The organism is Bradyrhizobium sp. 613_E4_N2_2 (assembly GCF_052075995.1).
Lineage (GTDB): Bacteria > Pseudomonadota > Alphaproteobacteria > Rhizobiales > Xanthobacteraceae > Bradyrhizobium > Bradyrhizobium barranii.
In genome coordinates this window covers 1,905,466-1,929,738 of record NZ_CP197234.1, presented here as the reverse complement: position 1 = coordinate 1,929,738, position 24,273 = coordinate 1,905,466, and the positions used below count along the sequence as shown (strand labels likewise).

The following is a 24,273-nucleotide window of genomic DNA, read 5'->3' as shown; positions in this document are numbered from 1 at the left end:
GATGCCGCCAATGAATGTCTTGGAAACGCCAATCCTCCGGGAGGTCCGGAGCAACCATCTCTCGCCCGCGGGCGTGCACCTGGTTGCACGCGACTATCCCAAGGGCATGCGGATCGATCCGCATATGCACCGCGAGTCACAGCTCATCTACGCGGCCAGGGGGACGATGCAGGTGACGACGCCCGCGGGGCGCTGGCTGGTGCCGCCGGACCGCGCCGTCTGGGTGCCGGCCGGGCTCGAGCATGCCCTCGACCTGCTCGCCGACATCGAGATGCGCACGCTGTATTTCGACCTGCCCTGGCTCAAGCGCGAGCAACGCTATGAGGGGCTGACCAAGGAATTCGTGGTGCGAGTATCGCCGCTGCTCAACCAGGCGATCCTCGCGCTGTTCGACACACGCAACACCGAGGAGCGGACCGAGCTGCTGGTCCGCCTGGTGATGCTGGAATTGCACCAGGCGGAGGATTCCGCGACCTTCGTGCCGCTGCCGCATGAGCCGCGCTGCCGGCGCGCCGCGATGATCGTGCTCGACGATCCCACCGGCCTGCACGACATCGACACGCTGGCGCGCGAGGTCGGAACCTCCGTGCGTACGTTGTCGCGGCTGTTTTCGACCGAGACGCAATTGAGCTTCAAGAGCTGGTGCCAGCGCGCAAGGGTTGCGGCAGCGATCCAGCGGCTGTCGACCGACCCCAATGTGTCGGTGAAGCAGCTCGCCACCCAGCTCGGCTATGCCAGCGTGCCGGCGTTTTCGGCAGCATTCCGTCAGGTCACGGGGCGGACGCCGACGGAGTTTGCGGGGAAGTAGTCACGGTGTCGTCGCCCGGCTTGACCGGGCGACCCAGTATTCCAGACGGCCGTGATTGAGCCGAGAGGCCGCGGCGTACTGGATGCCCCGGTCAAGCCGGGGCATGACAGCTTTGGTGGCACTCTCGCCCTCGCGGGGCATGACAGCTTTCCTGGTGGCGCATGGCACCACGAAAGATACAAAATTCCCCTGCTTGATTGTGATCGGCTTCCGCCTAAATCCCGTGTAAGCTTCCGCAGCGCACAAACCGGAATCGAAACGACCAGATGGCCAACGCCTTCTTCTCAGACCTGCTCGCCACCATCTCCGATCGCGGCCGCACGCTGCTGCGCCGCGGGGATTCCGACGACACCAAGCACGATGCCGACGGGCTGATCGAGCTCTGCGGTGCGCTGCTGTCGGGCCGGGGCGAAGCTTCGGGCACTGCCATGGCGCGTGAGGTGCTCGACATCTACCAGGAGCTGGATGCGGCAGGACGCCGCGCCTTCTTCGAAGCCCTGGTGCGCGATTTCGGCCCCGATCGCGAACGCCTGTCCAAGGCGATCGAAAAATGGCGCGCCAAGCCCAGTGACGAAGACGCGAGCTCGCTGCACTTCGCCTCCGAGCCGCGCCGGCAGGAGCTGATCCGCCGCCTCAACCGCGCGCCGGGCGGCACCGGCGATCTCGTCAACATGCGCGCCGATCTGCTCGGCATGATGAACGGGCACACCGATCTCGCCGCGCTCGATCGCGACGTCTCGCACCTTCTCTCGTCGTGGTTCAACAGGGGGTTTCTCGTGCTGCGCCGGATTGACTGGTCGACCCCGGCCAACATCCTCGAAAAGATCATCCGTTACGAAGCCGTGCACGAGATCAGCGACTGGGACGACCTGCGCCGCCGCATCGATCCGGTCGACCGGCGCTGCTACGCCTTCTTCCATCCCGCGATGGTTGACGAGCCCCTGATCTTCGTCGAGGTGGCGCTGACCGAGACGATCCCCGGTGCGATCGCGCCGCTGCTGGCGGTCGACCGCCAGCATCTGCCGATCGAGCGTGCGCGCACCGCGGTGTTCTATTCGATCTCCAACACCCAGCGCGGGCTTGGCGGCATCTCCTTCGGCAGCTTCCTGATCAAACAGGTGGTCGAAGAGCTGCGCCGCGAGACGCCAAAACTCGACACCTTCGTGACGCTGTCGCCGGTGCCGGGCTTCATGCAATGGGTGAAGCAGGACAGGGACCTGCCGCTCTCGGACGAGGACCGCGAGGTGCTGAAGCGCCTCGACGATCCCAAATGGTTCGAGAACCCCGAGACGACGACGCTGCTCCGCACCGTGATCGAGCCGCTCGCGGCCTATTACTTCCTGAAGGCGCGCACGCCGAAGGGCAAGCTGATCGATTCCGTCGCCCGCTTCCATCTCGGCAACGGCGCACGGCTCGAGCGCATCAACTGGCTCGGCGACCTCTCGCCGAAAGGCGCACGCGAGTCCGCCGGCGTGATGGTCAACTACCTCTACCGCCTCGACGACATCGAGAAGAACCACGAAGCCTACGCCAACGACGGTGAGGTCGTGGCGTCGAGCGCGGTGAAGAAGCTGCTGAAGGGCGAGGGGCGCAGGCTGCTGGATATGCGGCTGTCGTAGGGGCAGCCCTGCTCGCGCCCCATCGTCATTGCGAGGAGCTCTTGCGACGAAGCAATCCAGATTGTCTCCGCGGAGAGAGACTGGATTGCTTCGCTGCGCTCGCAATGACGGAGGATGTGGTGGCACCCAGGGCGCTTCTGGCGCCAGCGTCGGCTACTAGACACGCGGCTGTCCTAAGCGCTAGACGTTTCATCAGTTCCTGCACCAAAGACGGGACACCATGAAACGACGCGACTTTCTCGGCCTGACCGCAGCGGCGGCAACCAGCCTCTCGCTTTCGCCCGCACGGAGTTTCGCGGAGGGATCTGGCTCCGGGCCAGAAATGACGGCGCTGTGCGACTACATGAGCGCTGCGAAAACCCGCGCGCTGCCACCCGAAGTCGTCGAACAAGCAAAGCACCACATCCTCGATACGCTGGCGTCGATGGTATCAGGATCGGAGCTGCCGCCCGGTCAGGCGGCGCAGCGCTACATTCGCGCCAATGCTGCGCAGGGGACATCGACCATTGCCGGCACATCGCTCACCGCGTCGCCAGTCGAGGCCGCGCTTGCCAACGGCGTCATGGCGCATGCCGACGAGACCGACGATTCGCACAGCCCGTCGCGCTCGCATCCCGGCTCTTCGACTGTTCCCGCGGCACTTGCGCTCGGCGAACACCTCGGAATCGACGGCGCCCATTTTCTGCGTGCGGTGACGCTGGGCTACGACGTCGGCACGCGCGTGGTGATGGCAATGGGCGGGGCCGATTTCAGCTATGAGAGCGTGCTGAGCACGCACAGCATTGCCGGCACGTTCTGCGCCTCGGCTGCTGCCGCCTGTGTCGCCGGCTTCGATGCGCGCCGGATGCGCTGGGTGCTCGACTATGCCGCGCAGCAATCCTCCGGCTTCATCGTGTGGCGGCGCGACGTCGACCATATCGAGAAAGGGTTTGTGTTCGCCGGCATGCCGGCCCGCAACGGCGTGACGTCAGCACTGCTGGTGCGTTCGGACTGGAACGGCGTCGACGACGTGTTCTCAGGGCCAGACAATTACTTCCTGGCCTATGCGCCGAAGGCTGCGACCGGCAAACTCGTGGAGAAGCTTGGCGAGCGTTACGAGATCGCAGGCACCGACATCAAGAAATGGACGGTGGGTTCACCGATCCAGGGACCGCTCGATGCGGTCTACGCCATCCGCAGCAAGCAGGCGTTCGAGGCCGATCAGGTCAAGCGCGTGACCGTGCGCCTCGCGCCGTCCGTCGCCGAGGTCGTGGACAACCGCGACATCCCCGACATCTGTCTCCAGCACATGGTCGCCGTGATGCTGCTCGACAAGACCGCCTCCTTCCACGCCGCCCACGACAAGCCGCGCATGCAGGACGCGGCGGTTTTGAAGGAGCGCGCCAAAGTGAATTTGGTGCGCGACGAGGAGCTGGCCAAACTATTGCCGGTGCGCGTCGCCGTCGTCGAGATCGAGCTCACTGATGGAAGCCGCCTCTCCGAGCGCGTCACCGCCGTGCGCGGCACGCCGCGCAACCCGATGACGCGCGACGAGGTCATCGACAAGGCACGCGATCTGATTGCCCCAGTGGTCGGCGGCGAGAAGGCCGAGCGGTTGATCAAGTCGGTGTATGAGATTGAGGCTGTGACCGACATCCGCAGCTTGCGGCCGCTGCTGCAACGCGTGTGAGGAGCGAAATTTCGTAAGGGATGGCAGACTTTCGCCACATCGTCATTGCGAGGAGCTCTTGCGAAGAAACAATCCAGACTGCCTCCACAGAGAGATTCTGGATTGCTTCGCTGCGCTCGCAATGACGGAGCGTGTGGCAGGCATCTCGCCCCGCGCCACGCGTCGTCGAGCTACAATTGGAATTCTTCCATGACATCCGATGGTGCCGCATCTCCTCGGGCAATAAGCCCCTCGGACCGGATCGACGCCATCGACGTGCTGCGGGGCATTGCCCTGTTCGGCGTCATGGCCATCAACGTGGTCATGGAATTTCGCATTTCGATCTTCGAGCAGTTTCTTGGTGCCAGGACGCTTGCTTCGCCGGTTGATCGCGCTGTCGAAACGATCCTGACGCAGGCCGTGGAGCTCAAGGCGTTTGCGCTGTTCTCGCTGCTGTTCGGCGCAGGCCTTGCCATTCAATTCGACCGGCTCGCGAACAGCGAGCGCCGCACTTTCCTGCTCCTGCGGCGGCTCGCTGTGCTGCTGGTGTTCGGCGTCATTCATTTGTGCCTGATCTGGAACGGCGATATCCTCACCGAATATGCACTGGCGGGATTCATCGTGCTGCCGTTCCTGTTTGGCCCGCGCTGGTTGCTGACGCTCGCCGCGCTGGCGTCTCTCGCGCTGTATCTGGCCATGCAGGCCTTTCCGCCCGCGGGGTTGTTTCCCGGCAGGACCGCGATCTGGCGGGACGTCATGGATGCAAATCGCATCTATGCGACGGGCGGCTTCCTCGACGTGCTGGCGTTTCGTCTCCGCGAAATTCCTCTCATCGCGTCCCTGCACGCGTTCGTCTTCTTGCGCACGATCGGGCTGTTTCTCGTCGGAGCGCTGGCCTGGCGGAGCGGCATTCTGCAAAATGCCCGCGGCCTGCTCGTCATCGCGCTTCCGGCTATCTGTCTCGGCGCGGCCTTGCTTTACGTCGGCATCGAGCCGCTCGGCAACATCCTGCTGGCGCTGGGCTATGGTGCCGCCATCCTCTTCATCGCCAGTTTCGGACGCGGCAAGAGGCTGCTCGGCTGGGCCGCGCCGCTCGGCCGGATGGCATTCACCAACTACATCGCACAATCGCTCATCTTCGGCTGGATCTTCTACGGCTACGGCCTTGGCCTGTTCGGACGGCTCGGCATCACCCAGGCCCTCGCTATCGGCATCGCCGTCTACGTCGGACAGGTGCTGTTCAGCGCATGGTGGCTGCGCCACTACCGACACGGCCCGATCGAATGGCTGTGGCGCACGCTGATGTATGGTGCACTGCAGCCGATGTTGTTGTCACGGGTGGAGGGCGTGCAGTGACCAAGGTCCCTCCGCCGTCATTGCGAGGAGCACTTGCGACGAAGCAATCCGGATTGCCTCCGCGGAAAGATTCTGGATTGCTTCGCTACGCTCGCAATGACGGGATGAGTGGCGCCCTCTCGCCTACTACCGCCACTCCCCCTGTAGTCAGATCAGCGTCTCGTAGAGATCCGTCCAGTCCGGATTGGCGCTCTCGATCAGCGCAAGCTTCTTCGCTCTGCTGCCACCCTTGATCTGCTTCTCACGTACAATCGCATCGGTCATTGTCGCGTGCAGTTCGTACCAGACGAGAAGCTTGCAGCCGTATTTCGACGAGAAGCCCTTCACCAGGCCCTCATGATGCTCGAACGCGCGGCGCGGCGGATTCGAGGTGACGCCGACGTAGATCGTCCCATTGCGACGATTGGCGAACATGTACACGCAGGGCTGCTTCATGATTATTCTCGATCAACGAGAGCGTTCACGATATCACAACCAAGAGATGATCGCGAGCAGCATTTGCAATAGGCGTGACAGAACGCAGCTCTCTCCGCCGTCATTGCGAGGAGCGCAGCGACGAAGCAATCCAGACTGCCTCTGCGAAAAGACTCTGGATTGCTTCGCTGCGCTCGCAATGACGGAGAGTGTCGGCGCGGCCGTCGAGCCCAATCCTACTCCGCCAGCGCCTTCATTTCCTTGTAGAGATCCGACTTGCCTTCGAAGCCGATGCCCGGCAGGTCGGGCATGGTGATGTGGCCGTTCTCGACGCGCACGCCATCCGGGAAGCCGCCGTAGGGCTGGAACAGGTCGGGATAGCTCTCGTTGCCGCCGAGGCCGAGGCCGGCTGCGATGTTGAGGGACATCTGGTGGCCGCCGTGGGGGATGCAGCGGCTCGGCGACCAGCCGTAGGTTTTCAGGACCTCCAGCGTGCGCTGGTATTCGCAGAGGCCGTAGGATAGCGCGCAGTCGAATTGCAGCCAGTCGCGGTCGGGACGCATGCCGCCGTAGCGGATGAGGTTGCGCGCGTCCTGGTGGCTGAACAGGTTTTCGCCCGTGGCCATCGGGCCCGGATAGAATTCGGCGAGCGCGGCCTGCAGCGCGTAGTCGAGGGGATCGCCGACCTCCTCGTACCAGAACAGCGGATAGTCCCGCAGCATCTTGGCGTAGGCGATGCCGGTCTCGAGATCGAAGCGGCCGTTGGCATCGACCGCGAGCTGCGCGTCCTTGCCGATCTCCTTCAGCACCGCCTCGATGCGGGTGCGGTCGTCTTCGATCGACGCGCCGCCGATCTTCATCTTCACGACGTTGTAACCGCGATCGAGATAGCCGCGCATCTCGCCGCGCAGCATCGAGAGATCCTTGCCGGGATAGTAGTAGCCGCCGGCGGCGTAGACGAACACGCGCGGATTGGCTTTGACGCCGTGCCGCTCGGCGAGCAGCCGGAACAGCGGCTTGCCTGCGATCTTCGCCACCGCGTCCCACACCGCCATGTCGATGGTGCCGACCGCGACCGAGCGCTCGCCATGGCCGCCCGGCTTCTCGTTGGTCATCATCGCGCCCCAGACCTTGTCGGGGTCGAGATTGTCACCGGCCGCATTCAGCAGCGACTTCGGATCGGCCTCCAGGATGCGCGAGGCAAAGCGCTCGCGGATCAGGCCGCCCTGCCCGTAGCGACCGTTGGAATTGAAGCCGTAGCCGACGACGCGCTTGCCGTCGCGGACGACGTCAGTGACGACGGCGACGAGGCTCGTCGTCATCTTGGTGAAGTCGATATAGGCGTTGCGGATCGGCGAAGAGATCGGCTTCGTGATCTCGCGGACGTCGACGATGCGGACGGACATGGGATTGGCTTTCGCTAACGGTGAGAAACGTTCGTCATTGCGAGCGGAGCGAAGCAATCCAGACTGTCACCGCGGAAAGACCCTGGATTGCTTCGTCGCTGCGCTCCTCGCAATGACGAGGACAGAGTATACGCGCGCTTACTTCTTATCCCTGAAATACGGCTCGACCGGACCATGCACCTTGATCGTCAGCGGATTGCCGTGGCGGTCCTTGGCGTTGCCGGCGGTGACGCGGACCCAGCCTTCGCTGATGCAATACTCCTCGACATTGGTCTTCTCGACACCCTTGAAGCGGATGCCGACGTCGCGCGAGAGAATATCCGCGTTGTAATAGGGGCTGTTCGGGTCGACCGACAGGCGGTCCGGAAATTCGTCGCTCATGATTGTCTCGCTCATAACAGGGTCTCGATTTGATTCCGCAGTCCTTCCGGCCGTGCGGTCGGCGCGTAGCGCGCGATCACCTTGCCGGCACGGTCCACGAGGAACTTGGTGAAATTCCATTTGATGGAGGCGCCCAGCAGGCCGGATTGCTGGCGTTTCAGGTAGTCATACAGAGGGTGCGCATGGGCGCCGTTGACGTCGATTTTCTCGAACAGGGGAAAGGTGACGTCGTAGTTGGTGGAGCAGAAGGCTTGGATCTCGCTCGCCGGCCCCGGCTCCTGCGCGCCGAACTGGTTGCAGGGAAAGCCGAGCACCGAGAAGCCGCGCGGCGAGAGGTCGCGATAGAGATCCTCGAGCCCGCGATATTGCGGCGTGAAGCCGCATTTGCTCGCGGTGTTGACGATCAGCAGCACCTGCCCCTCGAAACGGCGCATGGGCACCTCCTCGCCGAGAAGCGAGTTGGCCTTGAAGTCGTAGATCACAGACATCACTAACCCACGGGATCGATCGGCGACGGCGGCACGCCGCCCGCCTCGATCGCTTCGCCTGCGAGCAGACACAGATCCTCGCGATAGCGGCCGGACACGATGTGCACGCCGACAGGCGCCTTGCCGACCAGACCGGTGGAGACCACCAGGCCCGGCAGTCCCATGAACGGGGTCGCGATTTGCGGCATCTGCGCCTCCCAGACACGCTCGAAGGACTCACTGTCCTTGCGGTCGAGATGATCCGGGAACGGCAACTCGCCGGACACCGGCGTGAGCACGACGGCATATTTCTCGAAGAACAGCATCCAGTCGCGGGTCAGTGCGGCGCGGCGCGTGAGCGCCTTGGCGTAGTCCGCCTGGTCCATCGGCGTGACCTTGGCGCGATTGCCGCGCAGGCAGGCCAGCGCACCGGGATCGCCTTCGCGCTCAGCCATCTCCAGCTGCGCCTCATAGCCGTCGCCAAGCCAGAGTTTCCTCTGCCACGCGACCGCCTCGCGCATCGGCGGCGTGTTCTCGATGACCTCGACAGTCCAGCCGGCGCGCTCCAGCCGCTTGCCGGCGTCAGTCACGGCCGCCTTCACCTCCGGTTTGGTCGCAAGCCCGTCCGGATTGAGGCAGAGCGCGGCGCGCTTCGGCCGCGCGGGGCCCTCCAGCGGCGCCGGCACGAACCAGGGGTCGCGGATGTCGCGGGCCGACATGGCTTCGAGCGAGATCCTGAGATCGTTGACCGTGCGCGCCAGCGGGCCCGAGACGGCCATGATCTGCGGCCCGATCGGACGCTCCGGCAGCGCCGGGTTGAAGGCGGGGATGCGGCCGAGCGTCGGGCGCAGGCCGTGCACGCCGCAGGCATAGGCGGGATAGCGGATCGAGCCGGCGATGTCGGTGCCGTGGGCGATATGGCCGATGCCGGCCGCGACCGCCGAGCCGGCGCCGCCGGACGAGCCGCCCGGGGTCAGCGAGGCATCGCGGGGGTTCTTGGTGTCGCCATGGACCAGATTGGTGGTGAACCAGCGATAGGAGAAGGCCGGGCAATTGGTGCGGCCAAGCAGAATGGCGCCCGCTTTGCGGAAATTGGCGACCACCGGATTATCCTCGTGCGCGATCAGGTCGCGCTGGAGTTTCAGGCCGTTGGTGGTGGCAAAGCCTTCCTGGTCGACATTGGCCTTGATGGTGACGGGCACGCCGGCGAGCACACCGGGGTCTTCTCCCCGGGCGATGGCGGCATCGACGGCGTCAGCCTGCTTGAGCACGTCCTCCGGCCGGTGGTCGATCACCGCGTTGAGCTGGGGATTGACGGCGTCCAGGCGGGCGAGGCCGGCCTTGGCGGCCTCCCGGGCGGACACCTTTTTGGCCTTGACGAGGGTGGCGAGGTCGGCGGCCGACAGGCGCCAGAGATCTTGCATGGCTTGCTCCGTTTAACCGGCGTCTTTTAGCGCCGGGAACGCGGCAAAGCCATGCGGATTTCGCGGGGAGGAAGAGCGGGTTTGGCGCCGGGTGGCGCCTCATTCTCCGTCATTGCGAGCGCAGCGAAGCAATCCAGAATCCCTCCGCGGAGACAGTCTGGATTGCTTCGTCGCAAGGGCTCCTCGCAATGACGGGGGAGAGCGCGGGGGCCTCAATGCCTGGTCGCGGACTGATCCGGGATGTCCAGCAGGGCCTCGGTGAACGGGAATTCGAGCACGATCTCCCCGTCGTCGTCGGTCACCTCGATCACGGCCTCCATGAGCGCCGGCTGGGCGCCCTCCGACTTCACCACCTCCAGGATCATCTGGCGGGCGACCTCCCAGGCGCGATCGGGGTTACGCAGGTCCTCTCCGTCGGGATCCACGATCAATTCGTCGCCGATGCGGGTGTTGAAGAAGTATCTGGGCATCACGAGGGTCCAAATTGGGAGGCCTGTACCGGATTGAAAGCTGCACTGCACTCACAACTGCTTTATCAGGACAGGGTTCGCGACCGAATGCGCCACGCGCAAGGCAGCATCACGGGAAGTGATGTTCCAACATCATTTTCGCGGCGCAACATGGCTTTCTCGGGAAGATTTCACTAGCGAAGTTTTCCGCTCGCATTACTTTAACCGTTGGGCGGATACGTCCGAATTCGTGAAAATGGAGAGCCAAAATGGCTTGGAAAGCCCCGAAGATCGTCGAAGTGCCCTGTGGCATGGAAATCAACATGTATGTGAGCGCCACCCGCAAGTAAGCGGTTGGTGGTTTCTGCGCAGGTGGATCTTTCGGTCACGATCGGTTTCCGGAAGACACGAGCTTTGTCGGCATCCGTGTCGGCCTGAGATCCACCTCGCGACGTTCCCTCCAGGAGACGTATTATGCTTCGCGTCGTCGTCCTGGGCGCCGGGGCCGGCGGCGGAGTCCCGCAATGGAACTGCGGGTGTGAGGGCTGCCGGGCGGCCCGTGAAAATGGCCAGGAGCTTCAGAGAACCCAGGCCTCGGTCGCTTTCAGTGGCGACGGCGAGCACTGGTTCCTGATCAACGCCTCCCCCGATCTTCGCCAGCAATTGAACGCCACGCCGCAGCTGCATCCCAAGGCCGGCGCGCTGCGCCATACACCTGTTGCAGGCGTGATCCTGACCAACAGCGAGGTGGATGCGGTCGCGGGCCTGCTGTCGATGCGCGAGGGATCGCCCTTCACGGTCTATGCGCATACGAAGGTGCTGGCGATCCTGAAGAGCAACAGCATCTTCAACGTCCTGAACGAGAAGAACGTACAGCGCCAGCCGATTTCCATCCACGAGCCGTTCGAGCCGCGGCTGCCTGATGGCGCGCGCTCAGGACTTGAGGTGCTGCCCTTCGCGGTGCCCGGCAAGTCGGCCTGGTATCTGGAAGGCAAGGCGCATCCCGGCGGCGAGAGCGGCGACGGCGATACGCTGGGGCTCAAGATCACGGACAAATCAACCGGCAAGTGCTTCTACTTCATCGCCGCCTGCGCCGAGGTGACCGACGCGCTCAAGGCCGAGATCGACGGCGCCGCACTGGTGTTCTTTGACGGCACGGTCTGGCAGGATGACGAGATGATCAAGGCCGGGCTCGGCCACAAGACCGGCAAGAGCATGGGCCATGTCGCGATGTCCGGTCACGATGGCGCGATCGCGCGCCTCGCCGACCTCACTCTCGACAGGAAGATGTTTCTGCATATCAATAACTCGAATCCGGCGCTGCTGCCCGATACGCCCGAGCGCAAAGCGCTTGAAGCCGCGGGCTGGCGGATACCCGCCGACGGAACGGAGATCGTGCTGTGAATGCCGCGTCACTGACTGGAATGACCGCGCTCTCTGTTGGCAAGGACATCAGGCTCAACTCGGCCGAGGAGCTTGAGGCGACGCTGCGCCATATCGGCGCGACGCGCTATCACAGTCTGCATCCGTTCCATAAGCTGCTGCACGGCGGCAAGCTGAACAAGGGCCAGGTGCAGGCCTGGGCGCTCAACCGCTACTATTACCAGAGCACGATCCCGATCAAGGACGCCGTCGTGATCTCGCGCTTCCGCGACCGCGCTACGCGGCTGGAATGGCGCCACCGCATCGAGGACCATGACGGCGACGTCGGCAGCGAGGGCGGCATCGAGCGCTGGCTGAAGCTGACCGAAGGCCTCGGCCTCGACACGGCCTATGTGGAATCGACCGAAGGCATCCTGCCGGCGACGCGCTTCGCGGTCGAAGCCTATGTCCATTACTGCCGCGAGAAGAGCCCGCTGGAGGCGATTGCCTCCTCGCTCACCGAATTGTTCGCGCCGAACCTGCACGAGGAGCGCATCTCCGGCATGCTGGAGCACTACGACTTCGTCAATCCTGATATCATGAGCTACTTCAAGCGGCGGCTGGCGCAGGCGCCGCGCGATGCCGGCTTCGCGCTCGACTACGTCAAGGCGCATGCCACGACGCCGGAGCAGCGCGCCTCCGTCTGCAACGCGCTGATCTTCAAGACCAACGTGCTGTGGGTGCAGCTCGATGCGCTCCAGCACGCCTATGTCGAGGGCCACATTCCACCGGGCGCGTTCGTGCCCAAAGCGAGCTGAGGGACAAGCGCAATGGTCGGGCCGCGGAACATCAGCGTCAGCGAGGCAAGCCGCCCTGTGCTGCCGCGGCATGCCAAGCTGAAATATGACGAGACGCGCAAGGTCTGGGTGATCCTGGCGCCGGAACGGGTGCTGGCGCCCGACGAGATCGCGGTCGAGGTCTTGCAGCTCTGCGACGGCGAGCGCAATGTCGGCGACTTCGCCGACCAGCTGGCCGCGAAATACGCCGCGCCGCGCGAAGCGATCCTGGCGGACGTCATCGTCATGCTCCAGGATCTCGCCGACAAGGGCTTCCTCACCGAGGCCCGGGAGAAGACGTCATGAGCGACCTGCTCGGCAATCTTCCGCCCGACATCAGCGACAGCCTCGCGGTGCTGGAGAAGAGCCGCTCGACGGCGGAGGCGTTTGGCATTCCGCTCGCCGTATTGCTCGAGATCACCCATCGCTGCCCGCTGCAATGCCCCTATTGCTCCAACCCGGTCGAGCTCGATCGCTCCGGCAAGGAGCTGACGACCGAGGAGTGGAAGAGGGTCTTGAGCGAGCTCGCCGAGATCGGCGTGCTCCAGGTGCATTTCTCTGGCGGCGAGCCGACGGCGCGGAAGGACCTCGTCGAGCTGGTCAAACATGCCAGCGATGCCGGCCTCTACACCAATCTGATCACCTCGGCCGTGCTGCTGACGCGCGAGCGGCTCAGCGCGCTCGCGGACGCCGGCCTCTGCCATGTGCAGATCAGCTTCCAGGGTGTCGAGGAAGGCATCGCCGACCGCGTCGCCGGCTACAAGAACGGGCATCGCAAGAAGCTCGAAGTGGCGAAATGGACCCGCGAGCTCGATCTGCCGCTCACCGTGAACGCGGTGATGCACCGGCAGAATTTGCACCAGCTCCCCGACATCATCCAGATGTCTGTTGACCTCGACGCCGACCGGCTCGAGGTCGCCAATGTCCAGTATTACGGCTGGGCGCTGAAGAACCGCGCTGCCTTGATGCCGACCGTGGCGCAGCTTGACGAGTGCACCCGCCTCGTCGAGGAGGCGCGCGAGCGGCTGAAGGGCACGCTCGCCATCGACTATGTCGTTCCCGATTATTACGCGCTGCGGCCGAAGAAATGCATGGGCGGCTGGGGCCGGCAGTTCTTCAACATCTCGCCGGCCGGCAAGGTGCTGCCCTGCCACGCCGCCGAGAGCATCACCGGGCTCGAGTTCGAATCCGTGCGCTCCAACCATTCGATCGCCTGGATCTGGCAGAACTCGGATGCCTTCAACCGCTATCGCGGCACCGGCTGGATGAAGGAGCCGTGCAAGACCTGCGAATTCCGCGAGATCGATTTCGGCGGCTGCCGCTGCCAGGCCTTTGCGCTGACGGGCGATGCCGCCAACACCGACCCCGCCTGCGCGCTGTCGCCGCTGCACGAGACCATCTTCAAGCAGGCCGAGCGCGAGGCCGAGGGCGAGACCAACCGCTTCCTCTATCGCAATTTCGCCGGCGGCACTCTGGAATCCGGGAATGATGCCTGACGCCGACGCGGCCGCATCCGCCAAACGCGCCGATCCCTTTGCGCCGCTGACCTCCGACATGCTCGACGTCGGCGACGGCCACGAGCTCTATGTCGAGAGCGTCGGTCGTGCTGACGGCGTCCCCGCCATCTATCTGCATGGCGGGCCCGGCAGCGGCTGCCAACCCGACCATCGCAAGCTGTTCGATCCCGAACGCTTCTGCGCGGTGCTGTTCGACCAGCGCGGCTGCGGTCGCAGCCGGCCCAAGGGATCGCGCGAGCACAACACGACGGCGCATCTGATCGCGGACATGGAGAATATCCGCGAGAAATTTGGCTTCGACCGCTGGATGGTGGTCGGCGGCTCCTGGGGGGCGACGCTGGCATTGGCTTATGCCGAGGCGCATCCCGAGCGTGTCTCCGGCATTGCGCTCCGCGCAACCTTCCTGGGCACCCGCGCCGAGGTCGAAACCGCTTTCACATCGCGCCTGTCACAATTCTATCCGGCGCTCTTCGAGGATTTTCTGAGCGTGCTGCCGGTCGATGAGCGCGCACACCCGGTGGACGCCTATTGGCGCCGCATCCTCGATGCCGATCCGGCTGTGCACGGTCCTGCGTCGCGGGCCTGGCACGACACCGAGCGCGCTCTGTCTGAGCACAAGGCGGCAAAGACACGGCTGGACCTGGCATCGCTGAACGTGTGGCGCACGCTGCCCGCGACGCCATTCATGGAGGCGCATTATTTCGTCCACGACAGCTTCATGACGGATAACCAGCTGTTGCGGAATGCGGGCAAGCTCGCCGGCATTCCCGGCATCATCGTGCAGGGCCGCTACGATCTGTTGTGCCCTCCTGAGATATCCGAGCGGCTTGCGAAAGTTTGGCCGGGTTCCGAGATTCGGATCGTGGAAGAAGCCGGACATTCGCTCTATGATGCCGGCGTGCGGGACGCGGTCATGAAGTCGATCGCCGATCTCGCGTCGAAAGCCGCGGGCTAGATCGATCTCCTCATCCCGAGGAGCGCTCCAAAAGGAGCGCGTCTCGAAGGATAAGGGCCGGATCTAGCAGCGGGGCCTTCATGGTTCGAGATGCCACTTCGTGGCTCCCCGCCATGAGGGTCTGAATGGGAAGGACAAGAACAATGCCGCTCGCCGGGCAAGGCATGCTGCTGACGTCGATGAACATCGACGTTCCAGATGAGGCCGATTTCAACCGCTGGTACGATCGCGAGCATCTGGAAGAGCGCGTCGCGATCGAGGGTTTCCTGGAGGCGCGGCGCTATGTCGCGCATGCCGCCAATCCCAAATATCTCTCGCTGTACTCGACCGCGACGCTCGACGTGCTCGACAGTCCCGCCTACCGGGCCCGCCTCGCCAACCAGACCGAATGGTCGCGGCGGACCATGGCGCATTTCAAGAACATGCTGCGCGTCGTCGCGCGCATCACCATCAGCAAGGGCACTGGTCGCGGCGCAGCACTCGGGCTGGTGCGGCTGCGGCCGAGCGCCGACAATGCCGGGACATGGCGTGATGCACTGCACGAAAAGCTGACGCCCGGGGAGCGCGAGGGCATCATCTCGATGCATCTGCTCGAAAGCGAGCCGGAATTGTCGGGCGCGACGGCCGACATTCCAGCGGTGCGCAATGAGGGCGCGCGCGACTGGTTCGTGCTGATCGACGGCACGCATGTCGGCGCGGTCTCCGCCGTCATTGCTGAACGCTTTACCGGCCCCGCCGCATCGCCCTTCCCGCTTCCTGTCTCCGTCGGCACTTACAGCCTGATGTGGGATCTCGCGAAGAGCGATATCGCGCCCGGCTAGCGGCCATCCGCAACGCAACATATTGCACCGCACGCATCTTGCGCGCGGCCGTTAATGCTGAGCGCGCGCAGCACCTATGAAAGCAGGTGATCGCGTAAATTTGCCGTTGTACTTCGGAACGGTTCTAATAAGCTAACCCAATGACGTCATTCATAAACCAGATCGACGCGCATTAGCGTTCGCCAAGCTCAAGAAAAGGCCGCCGGGTCTTTGGGCCTGTGCGGACAGGGTAGGAATGAAACCGACCGACATCGCGGCCCCCGACTACTTTCACAAAGTGGTCGATTGCCAGTGGGCCTGTCCTGCACACACCCCGGTTCCCGAATACATCCGACTGATCGCACAAGGCCGCTACAGCGACGCCTACATGATCAATTGGAAATCGAACGTGTTCCCAGGAATTCTGGGACGCACCTGCGATCGTCCATGCGAGCCGGCGTGCCGTCGCGGACGCGTCGAGGAAACGCCGGTGGCGATCTGCCGCCTCAAGCGCGTCGCCGCCGACTTCAAGGACGACATCAGGCAGCGCCTGCCGCGCCCCGCGCCGAAGAACGGCAAGCGCGTTGCGTTCGTCGGCGGTGGCCCCGCCTCGCTGACGGTGGCGCGCGATCTTGCTCCGCTCGGCTATCACTGCACCGTGTTCGACGGCGATCCCGAAGCCGGCGGTATGATGCGCACGCAGATCCCGAAATTCCGCCTGCCCAATTCGGTCATCGACGAGGAGACCGGCTACATCCTGGGTCTCGGCGTCGAGTTCAAAGGCGGTCATCGCATCGAGAGCATGAAGGCGCTGCTCGCGGAGAAATACGACGCGATCTTCGTCGGCTCCGGCGCACCGCGCGGACGCGAGCTCGACGTTCCCGGCCGGAAAGAAGCTGCCGCCAACATCCATATCGGCATCGACTGGCTGTCCTCGGTGTCGTTCGGCCATATCGACAAGATCGGCAAGCGCGTGATCGTGCTCGGCGGCGGCAACACGGCGATGGATTGCTGCCGCACCGCGCGCCGCCTCGGCGGCGCAGACGTGAAAGTCATTGTGCGCTCCGGCTTCGAGGAGATGAAGGCCTCGCCCTGGGAGAAGGAAGACGCGATCCACGAGGACATTCCGATCCTCAACTATATGGTGCCGGTGGCATTCAAGCATGTCGCCGGCAAGCTCATCGGCGTCACCTTCCAGCACGTCAAAGCCGAATACGACGCCAAAGGCCGCCGCAATCTGGTGCCTTCGGGCGACCCCGATCAGACCATTCCCTGCGACGACGTGCTGGTCGCGGTCGGCCAGGAGAACGCCTTCCCCTGGATCGAGCAGGATTGCGGCATCGAGTTCGACAAATGGCACATGCCCAAGGTCGATCCGAAGACCTTCGTCTCGACCAATCCGAAAGTGTTCTTCGGTGGTGACGCCGCGTTCGGCCCGAAGAACATCATCTGGGCCGTGGCGCAGGGCCATGACGCCGCGCTGTCGATCCACAAGATGCTCTCGGGCGATGACATCACCGAACGGCCGCTGCCGGAGGTGCAGATCTCCTCGCAGAAGATGGGCATCCACGAATGGAGCTATGACAACGACATCTCCAACGACAAGCGCTTCAAGGTTCCGCATCGCGACAAGGTGATTGCGCTGAAGGACATCCGCACCGAGGTCGAGCTCGGCTATGACGTCAAGCTGGCGCTGGGCGAAGCCGAGCGTTGCCTGAACTGCGACGTCCAGACCGTGTTCTCGACCTCGCTCTGCATCGAGTGCGACGCCTGCGTCGACATCTGCCCGATGGACTGCATCACCTTCACTGATAATGGCGAGGAAAGCGACCTACGCCAGCGCCTGAAGGCGCCCTCGCCGCATCCGGACCAGGACCTCTACGTGTCCTCTGATCTCAAGACCGGGCGCGTGATGGTTAAGGACGAGGACGTCTGCCTGCATTGCGGGCTGTGCGCCGAGCGTTGTCCCACCGGAGCCTGGGACATGCAGAAATATTTCATCGAGATGACTTACGCAGGTTCGACATGTCCGACAAAAAGCCGCTCAGCAGCGTAAACGACTTCGTCGTCCGCTTCGCCAACGTCAACGGCTCGGGCTCGGCCAGCGCCAACGAGATGTTCGCGCGCGCGATCCTGCGTCACGGCGTTCCGGTCTCCCCCCGCAACATCTTCCCCTCCAACATCCAGGGCCTGCCGACCTGGTACGAGGTGCGGGTGACGGAAGACGGCCATCTCGGCGCCCGTGGCGGCGTCGACATGATGGTGGCGATGAACCCGCAGACCTGGGACAAGGACATCGCCGGCATCGAGCCCGGCGGCTATCTGTTCTACGATTCCACCAAGCCGATGCCGTCGACCAAATTCCGCGACGACATCACCGTGATCGGCGTGCCGCTCACCGCGATCACCAACTCGACCTACACCGATCCGCGCCAGCGCCAGCTGTTCAAGAACATCATCTATCTGGGCAGCCTCTCGGCGCTGCTCGACATGGACCCGAAGCTGATCGAGCAGCTGATCGGCGAGCAGTACAAGGGCAAGGAGAAGCTGCTCTCCTCCAACGTCCATGCGCTGCATCTCGGCCGCGACTGGGCGCTGCAGAATTTGAAATGCCCGATCGGGCTGCGGGTGAAGAAAACCGACAAGGTCGGCGACCGCATCTTCATCGAGGGCAACAGCGCCGCAGCGCTCGGCGCGGTCTATGGCGGCGCCACCGTGTGCGCCTGGTATCCGATCACGCCGTCCTCGTCGGTGGCGGAGGCCTTCACCGCCCACTGCAAGAAGTACCGGCATGATCCCGAGACCGGCAAGGCGAAATACGCCATCGTGCAGGGCGAGGACGAGCTGGCTTCGATCGGTATCGTCATCGGCGCCTCCTGGAACGGCGCCCGCGCCTTCACCGCGACCTCCGGCCCCGGCATCTCCTTGATGACCGAGTTCATCGGCCTCTCCTATTTCGCAGAGATCCCGGCCGTGATCATGAACATCCAGCGCGCCGGTCCCTCGACCGGCATGCCGACCCGCACCCAGCAATGCGACATCATCGCCTGCGCCTATGCTTCGCATGGCGACACCAAGCACGTGCTGCTGTTCCCGGAAGATCCGGCTGAGGCCTTCGAGTTCGCGGCGGCCGCATTCGATCTTGCCGAACGGCTCCAGACCACGATCTTCCTGATGCTCGACCTCGACATCGGGATGAACCACCGTCTTTGCCGCCCGCTAAAGTGGGACGACGCGAAACAGTATGACCGCGGCAAGGTGATGACCACGGAGATGCTGGAGGAAGGCCGCGACTTCGGCCGCTATCTCGACGTCGACGGCGATGGCATTCCCTACCGCACCTATCCCGGCACGCATCCGACCAAGGGCTCCTATTTCACCCGCGGCACCTCGCGCGACCGCTATGCGCGTTACTCCGAGGAAGGCTCGGTCTATGCCGACAACATGCAGCGCCTGGTGCGCAAGTTCGAGACCGCGCAGGACCTGGTCCCGCGCCCGCTCCAGGCCAACGCGAAACGGCCGACCAAATATGGCGTGATCTATTTCGGCTCGACCTCGCCCGCGATGGACGAGGCGATCGGCCTGCTGGAGGCGCGCGGACATCAGCTCGACCGCCTGCGCATCCGCGCCTTCCCGTTCCACTCGAGCGTGGCGAGCTTCCTCGCCGAGCACGACTTCGTCTACGTGGTCGAACAGAACCGCGACGCCCAGCTCCGCCAGCTCATCGTCAACGAGAACGGCATCGACCCGGTGCGCCTCGTGCCGATCGTGCATTATGACGGCACCCCGATCACCGCCCGCTACATCGCGAAAGCCATTGGCGACCACCAGGATCACCTCAAGGTGACCCCGCTCCGCAAGGCCGTGTCATGACCTACGCTTTGCTCTCTCCACCGTCATGCCCGGGCTTGACCCGGGCATCCACGCCTTCCTTCTCTCCGGCCAAGACGTGGATGGCCGGGTCAAGCCCGGCCATGACGATGCTGGGACTGCAGGTGCGCGCATGACCTACATTGCAAAGCCGAAATTTCATCATCCGGGCCTCAAGAAGAACGAGCTCGGCTACACGCACCGCGACTACGAGGGCAAGATCTCGACCCTGTGCGCCGGCTGCGGCCACGACTCGATCACGGCCTCGATCATCGAAGCCTGCTACGAGCTCTCGATCGAACCGCATCGGGTCGCGAAGATTTCGGGCATCGGGTGCTCGTCGAAGACGCCGGACTATTTCCTCGGCAACTCGCACGGCTTCAACTCCGTGCACGGCCGCATGCCGTCGGTCTTGACCGGCGCCAACCTCGCCAACCGCGATTTGATCTATCTCGGCGTCTCCGGCGACGGCGATTCCGCCTCGATCGGCTTCGGCCAGTTCGCGCATTCGATCCGGCGCGGCGTCAACATGACCTATATCGTCGAGAACAACGGCGTCTACGGCCTGACCAAGGGCCAGTTCTCGGCGACCGCCGACCGCGGCTCGAAGTCCAAGAAAGGCGTGACCAACACCGACAACGCGATCGACCTCGTCGCGATCGCGCTGCAGCTAGGGGCCACCTTCGTCGCGCGCTCGTTCTCCGGCGACAAGAGCCAGCTGGTGCCGCTGATCGCCGCCGCGATCGGCCACAAGGGCGCATCCTTCATCGACGTCATCAGCCCCTGCATCGCCTTCAACAACCACGCCGGATCGACCAAGAGCTTCGACTATGTGCGGGAGCACAATGACGCCGTGAACCGGCTCGACGTGCTGGTCGGCCGCGATCCCATCGCCGTCGAGTATGCGCCGGGAACGGTGCAGGTGGTCGAGCAGCACGACGGCAGCAAGATCGCGCTGCGCAAGATCGACGCGGATTACGACCCGCACGACCGCCTCGGCGCCCAGACCTTCCTCCAGAAGCACGCCGCCAAGGGCCAGATCGTCACCGGTCTGCTCTACGTCGATCCCGATGCGGAAGACCTGCACACGCATCTCAACACGGTCGAGACGCCGCTCAATACGCTGGAGGCGGACACGCTGTGCCCGGGCTCGGCTGCGCTGGACAAGTTCAACGCCAGCCTGCGGTGATCATCGACCGCGCTCGACCGGCTGCCTGACACGTATGGTGATCTTCTCCGATACGACAGGCGGCTCGAACGGATAGTGCTTCGCGTCGCCCAGCACCAGCTGCAGCGTGTGCATCCCGGGTGGAAGTTCGAGCAGGGTTTCGGTCTGCCCCGCCCCGAAGTGCAGATGCGACTTGTCCTGCGGGATCGGCTCCTTGGGATCGATGGGATCGTTGACGTCGACCAGCAAATGATGATGGCCGGCGTTCTGGTACTCGTCGCCGGCGTGCGTCACGCCCATGTTGCGCAAGCCGAACCGGACCCAGAACCCGCCCCGAACCTTCTGCCCGTCACGCGGGGTGATGAAATAGAGCTTGGCATCCTTAGGAGCGGTCTTGCCCTGCGGATAGGCGACGCCTGGAAGCAATGCGAGCGCCGCCGCCAGGGCGGCGCAACGAATGATCTGCATCGAAATGACTCCACCACTTAAGGACTTAGCGCAACGCGGAATCCATGCGTCGGATAACGAACATTGGTATCGTAGCCATCGCGGTTGGACGGCCTCACATATCTCGAATCGTTCTTCCATGAACCCGAGCGCAGGACATGCGACGAGCAGTCCCCGCCGGTCCATGCCGAGCCGTCACCGGGTGCGCCCTGATAGGTCCTGCGCCAGCAGTCCTCGACCCACTGATCGACACCGCCACCCATATCGTGGAGGCCGAACGGATTCGGCTTGAAGCTGCCGACCTTCGCCGGCTGCTCGGCCGCGAGGTCACCGCAATCCTTGCATCCCGCCACGCCCGGCTGGAGCTTGTCGCCCCACCAATATTTCGTCTGCGTCCCGCCGCGCGCGGCGTATTCCCATTCGGCTTCGCTCGGAAGCCGATACGACTTCTTTGTGGTCCGCGCGAGCCAGGCCGCATATTGCTGCGCGTCGGTCCAGCTCACATTGGTGATCGGCGCATCGTCCTTGCCAATGGCGGTGAAGCCGCACGCCTTTGCAGCCGCGCATTCGTTCCATTCCTGCACGGTCACCGGATATTTGCCGATCGAGAACGGCTTGACCGTGACCTGGTGGACCGGACGTTCGGTCGGGTCGTCATTGCTTCCCATCGCGAAGCTGCCGCCGCGAATGGCGATCATCTCGGGTTCGCGGAACGGCGTGGCCGATGGGCTTGGTGCTGGACTTGACGTCGAAGCACTTGACGCCGAAGCACTTGGCGCGGAAGCACTTGGCGCCGGAGCACTTGGCGCTGAAGCACTTGGCGCCGGAGCGGGCGATGGAGACGATGCCGCCAATGAAGGAGACGGCTGCGGCGTTTGTGTCGCGGCTTCTCGCGGCGCAGGTTGCGGGCTCGGTGATGCGACCGGAGCCGCAGTTGGCGCGGCGGCCTGCTCCTTCACCCTGCCCGACGGCTGCGCCAGCAGATACCACAACACACCGGAAGCGATCACGAGGAGCGTGACGCCCAGAAGGAAGATCAGGGTATTCTCGCGCCGGCCTCGCGTCCTCCCGACCGCATCTGCGTCCGGCAGCACGCGATAGACGCGCACCGGATCGGTGATGTTCTTGACCTTGCGGTCGCCGAGCGACTCATAGCCGCACACCACCTTGTGCTTGATCTGCTCATAGATCGCGCCGGAGATGTAGACCTGACCGGGCTCGGCGATCCCCTCGATGCGCGTGGCGATGTTGACGCCGTCGCCGTAGACGTCGTCCGGCTCCACGATGACGTCACCGAGATTGACGCCAATCCGATATTCGATCCGGGAGTCCTTCGGAAGCGAAGCGTTGCGCCCGACGAGATTCTGCTGAATGACGATGCTGCAGCGAACGGCCTCGACCGGACTGTCGAAGATCGCGATGAAGCCGTCTCCCGTCGTCTTCACCAACGTTCCATGGTGTTCGACGATGCTGGGCTCGATGAGATCCCGCTCGATCCGCTTGACGCGAACATGCGTGCCTTCCTCGTCGGCCTGCATCAAGCGGCTGTAGGAAGCGATGTCACCGACGATGATTGCGGCGAGACGACGAGGCATCGAGCCGTGTGGAGGCGGCTCGTCATGATTTCCGGATCTGAAGTTACGAATCTCGCCCATTGCGGGGAACTCCACAAACGCGGGTGAGCTTACGACATCGAATTTCTGCTGTCTGTGAAGACTATCACATTGATGATCCGCGACAATCTCGCAGAAATCAGCGGCGCCGAGTTCCCGGGCGGAATCGCGGCAAGGATTGAACCTTCGCGGACCGACGGCGGACTAAGGCTCGCGCGACGACCCGGCAGCGCAGCCTATGCCTGCTTCGACCGCCGCTGCGATGCGCGGCATCTTACCCGATGCTGGCGATTCCTCGCCCGCTTCAGCTGACAGCCTCGGGCGCCGGTTCAGGCTCCGGCACGGAGTGGTCCGAAGGGGCCGGTCGTCCGGCGCCCCAATATTGCTTGCAGGTCTCGAGCAATGTCTTGACGTCCATGGTCAGGCCGCCCGCATTGACGATCACGCTGTCAGCGCCAAGCGTCTTGTTCATCAGCGACAAGGCACGCCCCAGGAAGCCCCCGGAGAACCGCCCGGCGACAAGAGGATCGAGCTTGAGCACCACGAACTTCTGCAGGCGCTGCTCCCAGATCTGTATCTTCCGCACGGAGCTCCAGGCGATGGTCTCGTCGGCGAGCCTGAGGTCGCGAATGCCGACACGGCTGATGAAGACGACCGGCGACCTGGCCGAGATCAACCTCCAGAGCATCCTGAAGGTGGCGAGGCCGAAAAACACCGCGCCGACATAGCAGGCGGCGACCTCGAACGTGGTGATGTTCTTGCCTTGCTGCCACATGAATGCGAGCGCAGCGCAGAGCAGCGTCAGCAGCAGACCGGCGCCGAAAAACACCAGCAGCCGTCCCCGGGAATAGCCGATCGTAATGTTGGGCAAGTTCTGACCTACGGACATGTTCGACCGCCACCAGCCTTTTGCAGCAACCCTGGGTTTACGAACGCCCCTTCTCCCGAGTTATTAGGACTGGAACCTTGCGCGAGGCTGCCCACGGGAATGCAAGGCATCGGCACTTGAACGCGCGGCGTTCGGCTTGCGACTAACCGCCAGTCGGCTCTCACCCCCCTCCGATGCGGCCGTCAATGGTTCACGCGCCCGGTGCGATCATGAAAACCGCCGGAGCATCTTGTGGAGCGCCGTCTCGGCCCTGGGCGCGGCGCTTGGCGGCTCCAGCGCGAAGGCCGCGACGGAAGCCGGCGCGGGCGACAAGCTCAAGGTCGTCTATCACCTCAGCGACGCCGAGAAGGTCAATTTCGTGCTCGGCAACATCCAGAACCACATTGACGGCGTCGGCGGCCCCCAACACGTCATCATCGCGCTGGTGATTCACGGGCCGGCGCTGAAGGCGTTTCGCCGGGCACCGGCCAACCCCGACGTCGGCAAGCGCGTCGGCGATTTCTCCAGGGACGGTATCGAGCTCGCGGCGTCCGCCAACACCATGAAGGCGCAGAACGTCACGCTGACGGGTTTGCTGCCGGGCTTCGTCAGCGCGGAGAAGGGCGGCGTGGTCCGCCTGGCCGAGCTCCAGTCGCAGGGTTATCTCTACCTGCGGCCTTAGGGCTGCCCGCGGCGCCGCCACATTCTCCGTCATTGCGAGCCACCGGGTCCGCGCGGAGCGCGGCCCGATGACAGGCTCCGCGAAGCAATCCAGTCCCTCCTCGGAGGCAGACTGGATTGCTTCGTCGCAAGGGCTCCTCGCAATGACGGCGGATAGGGGTGCGTCAGCGAAGCGCCACATCCT

Annotated in this window: 24 protein-coding genes; 15 read left to right on the top strand and 9 right to left on the bottom strand. The window is 64.0% G+C overall.

The features are described 5' to 3' along the window. Positions 1-10 precede the first annotated feature (10 nt). From AB7290_RS09120 to AB7290_RS09105, 4 genes are all read left to right on the top strand, one after another. Positions 11-808 carry an AraC family transcriptional regulator gene (locus tag AB7290_RS09120; RefSeq protein ID WP_167768049.1) on the top strand — a complete coding sequence of 266 codons (798 nt, stop codon included), beginning with the start codon at positions 11-13 and terminating at the stop codon, positions 806-808. Between the two features lie 266 nt (positions 809-1,074). After that, positions 1,075-2,427: a malonyl-CoA decarboxylase gene (locus AB7290_RS09115; protein ID WP_085405200.1), complete on the top strand. Its 1,353-nt coding sequence runs from the start codon at positions 1,075-1,077 to the stop codon at positions 2,425-2,427. A 220-nt stretch (positions 2,428-2,647) separates the two neighbouring features. Further along, positions 2,648-4,096 (top strand): MmgE/PrpD family protein, encoded by a 1,449-nt coding sequence (locus AB7290_RS09110; RefSeq protein ID WP_135214825.1) that lies wholly within the window; start codon positions 2,648-2,650, stop codon positions 4,094-4,096. 189 nt (positions 4,097-4,285) lie between these two features. Continuing rightward, complete coding sequence (locus AB7290_RS09105) at positions 4,286-5,431, top strand: DUF418 domain-containing protein (RefSeq protein ID WP_085405202.1); 1,146 nt, start codon at positions 4,286-4,288, stop codon at positions 5,429-5,431. A gap of 147 nt (positions 5,432-5,578) precedes the next feature. Here the strand turns inward: AB7290_RS09105 and AB7290_RS09100 are convergent, their stop codons facing one another. The 6 genes from AB7290_RS09100 to AB7290_RS09075 all read right to left on the bottom strand — a co-directional run bounded on the left by AB7290_RS09100 (position 5,579) and on the right by AB7290_RS09075 (position 9,993). Then, positions 5,579-5,866 (bottom strand): GIY-YIG nuclease family protein, encoded by a 288-nt coding sequence (locus AB7290_RS09100; protein WP_085405204.1) that lies wholly within the window; start codon positions 5,864-5,866, stop codon positions 5,579-5,581. A gap of 215 nt (positions 5,867-6,081) precedes the next feature. After that, positions 6,082-7,251, bottom strand: a complete 1,170-nt coding sequence (gene tarD, locus AB7290_RS09095) for a D(-)-tartrate dehydratase (RefSeq protein ID WP_071910182.1) — start codon at positions 7,249-7,251, stop codon at positions 6,082-6,084. 138 nt (positions 7,252-7,389) lie between these two features. After that, positions 7,390-7,647: a DUF3297 family protein gene (locus AB7290_RS09090; protein ID WP_015684132.1), complete on the bottom strand. Its 258-nt coding sequence runs from the start codon at positions 7,645-7,647 to the stop codon at positions 7,390-7,392. Next, positions 7,644-8,120 (bottom strand): glutathione peroxidase, encoded by a 477-nt coding sequence (locus tag AB7290_RS09085; RefSeq protein WP_085405205.1) that lies wholly within the window; start codon positions 8,118-8,120, stop codon positions 7,644-7,646. Before AB7290_RS09085 ends, AB7290_RS09090 begins: the two co-directional genes overlap by 4 nt. A 2-nt stretch (positions 8,121-8,122) precedes the next feature. Then, positions 8,123-9,523 (bottom strand): amidase family protein, encoded by a 1,401-nt coding sequence (locus tag AB7290_RS09080; RefSeq protein ID WP_085405206.1) that lies wholly within the window; start codon positions 9,521-9,523, stop codon positions 8,123-8,125. 212 nt (positions 9,524-9,735) lie between these two features. Then, positions 9,736-9,993, bottom strand: coding sequence for a DUF6894 family protein (locus AB7290_RS09075; protein ID WP_063981427.1), 258 nt, complete (start codon positions 9,991-9,993; stop codon positions 9,736-9,738). Between the two features lie 248 nt (positions 9,994-10,241). On the opposite strand from AB7290_RS09075, the gene pqqA reads away from it, so the two are divergent. The 10 genes from pqqA (at position 10,242) to AB7290_RS09025 (ending at position 20,501) form a co-directional block, all read left to right on the top strand. Then, positions 10,242-10,322, top strand: coding sequence for a pyrroloquinoline quinone precursor peptide PqqA (gene pqqA / locus AB7290_RS09070; RefSeq protein WP_007595659.1), 81 nt, complete (start codon positions 10,242-10,244; stop codon positions 10,320-10,322). Between the two features lie 124 nt (positions 10,323-10,446). Further along, positions 10,447-11,376 (top strand): pyrroloquinoline quinone biosynthesis protein PqqB, encoded by a 930-nt coding sequence (gene pqqB, locus AB7290_RS09065; protein WP_085405207.1) that lies wholly within the window; start codon positions 10,447-10,449, stop codon positions 11,374-11,376. Between the two features lie 20 nt (positions 11,377-11,396). After that, positions 11,397-12,152: a pyrroloquinoline-quinone synthase PqqC gene (pqqC, locus tag AB7290_RS09060; protein ID WP_175618535.1), complete on the top strand. Its 756-nt coding sequence runs from the start codon at positions 11,397-11,399 to the stop codon at positions 12,150-12,152. 12 nt (positions 12,153-12,164) lie between these two features. Then, positions 12,165-12,476, top strand: a complete 312-nt coding sequence (gene pqqD, locus AB7290_RS09055) for a pyrroloquinoline quinone biosynthesis peptide chaperone PqqD (protein WP_085405208.1) — start codon at positions 12,165-12,167, stop codon at positions 12,474-12,476. Beyond that, the gene (gene pqqE / locus AB7290_RS09050; RefSeq protein ID WP_085405209.1) at positions 12,473-13,666 is read left to right on the top strand and encodes a pyrroloquinoline quinone biosynthesis protein PqqE; all 1,194 of its coding nucleotides are present in this window, start codon (positions 12,473-12,475) and stop codon (positions 13,664-13,666) included. The genes pqqD and pqqE overlap by 4 nt, the downstream gene beginning before the upstream one ends. Beyond that, on the top strand, positions 13,656-14,642 hold the full coding sequence (gene pip / locus AB7290_RS09045) for a prolyl aminopeptidase (protein WP_085405210.1): 987 nt from the start codon (positions 13,656-13,658) through the stop codon (positions 14,640-14,642). The genes pqqE and pip overlap by 11 nt, the downstream gene beginning before the upstream one ends. A 143-nt stretch (positions 14,643-14,785) precedes the next feature. Then, on the top strand, positions 14,786-15,463 hold the full coding sequence (locus AB7290_RS09040; RefSeq protein WP_135214843.1) for a DUF4286 family protein: 678 nt from the start codon (positions 14,786-14,788) through the stop codon (positions 15,461-15,463). Positions 15,464-15,698: 235 nt separating this feature from the next. Continuing rightward, positions 15,699-17,498 carry an FAD-dependent oxidoreductase gene (locus tag AB7290_RS09035; RefSeq protein WP_085405212.1) on the top strand — a complete coding sequence of 600 codons (1,800 nt, stop codon included), beginning with the start codon at positions 15,699-15,701 and terminating at the stop codon, positions 17,496-17,498. After that, on the top strand, positions 17,468-19,315 hold the full coding sequence (locus AB7290_RS09030; RefSeq protein WP_085405213.1) for a 2-oxoacid:acceptor oxidoreductase subunit alpha: 1,848 nt from the start codon (positions 17,468-17,470) through the stop codon (positions 19,313-19,315). The genes AB7290_RS09035 and AB7290_RS09030 overlap by 31 nt, the downstream gene beginning before the upstream one ends. Before the next feature lie 130 nt (positions 19,316-19,445). Continuing rightward, on the top strand, positions 19,446-20,501 hold the full coding sequence (locus tag AB7290_RS09025; protein ID WP_063981419.1) for a 2-oxoacid:ferredoxin oxidoreductase subunit beta: 1,056 nt from the start codon (positions 19,446-19,448) through the stop codon (positions 20,499-20,501). Here AB7290_RS09025 and AB7290_RS09020 read toward each other — a convergent pair whose 3' ends face one another. The 3 genes from AB7290_RS09020 to AB7290_RS09010 all read right to left on the bottom strand — a co-directional run bounded on the left by AB7290_RS09020 (position 20,502) and on the right by AB7290_RS09010 (position 23,429). Continuing rightward, positions 20,502-20,948, bottom strand: a complete 447-nt coding sequence (locus tag AB7290_RS09020) for a DUF4399 domain-containing protein (RefSeq protein WP_063981418.1) — start codon at positions 20,946-20,948, stop codon at positions 20,502-20,504. It abuts the gene before it with no gap. A gap of 17 nt (positions 20,949-20,965) precedes the next feature. After that, positions 20,966-22,582, bottom strand: a complete 1,617-nt coding sequence (locus AB7290_RS09015; RefSeq protein ID WP_085405214.1) for an SUMF1/EgtB/PvdO family nonheme iron enzyme — start codon at positions 22,580-22,582, stop codon at positions 20,966-20,968. Positions 22,583-22,844: 262 nt separating this feature from the next. Continuing rightward, positions 22,845-23,429, bottom strand: coding sequence for an STM3941 family protein (locus AB7290_RS09010; protein ID WP_085405216.1), 585 nt, complete (start codon positions 23,427-23,429; stop codon positions 22,845-22,847). A gap of 226 nt (positions 23,430-23,655) precedes the next feature. Here AB7290_RS09010 and AB7290_RS09005 point away from each other — a divergent pair, with 226 nt between their 5' ends. Continuing rightward, positions 23,656-24,090: a DsrE family protein gene (locus AB7290_RS09005; protein WP_085405320.1), complete on the top strand. Its 435-nt coding sequence runs from the start codon at positions 23,656-23,658 to the stop codon at positions 24,088-24,090. Positions 24,091-24,273 lie beyond the last annotated feature (183 nt).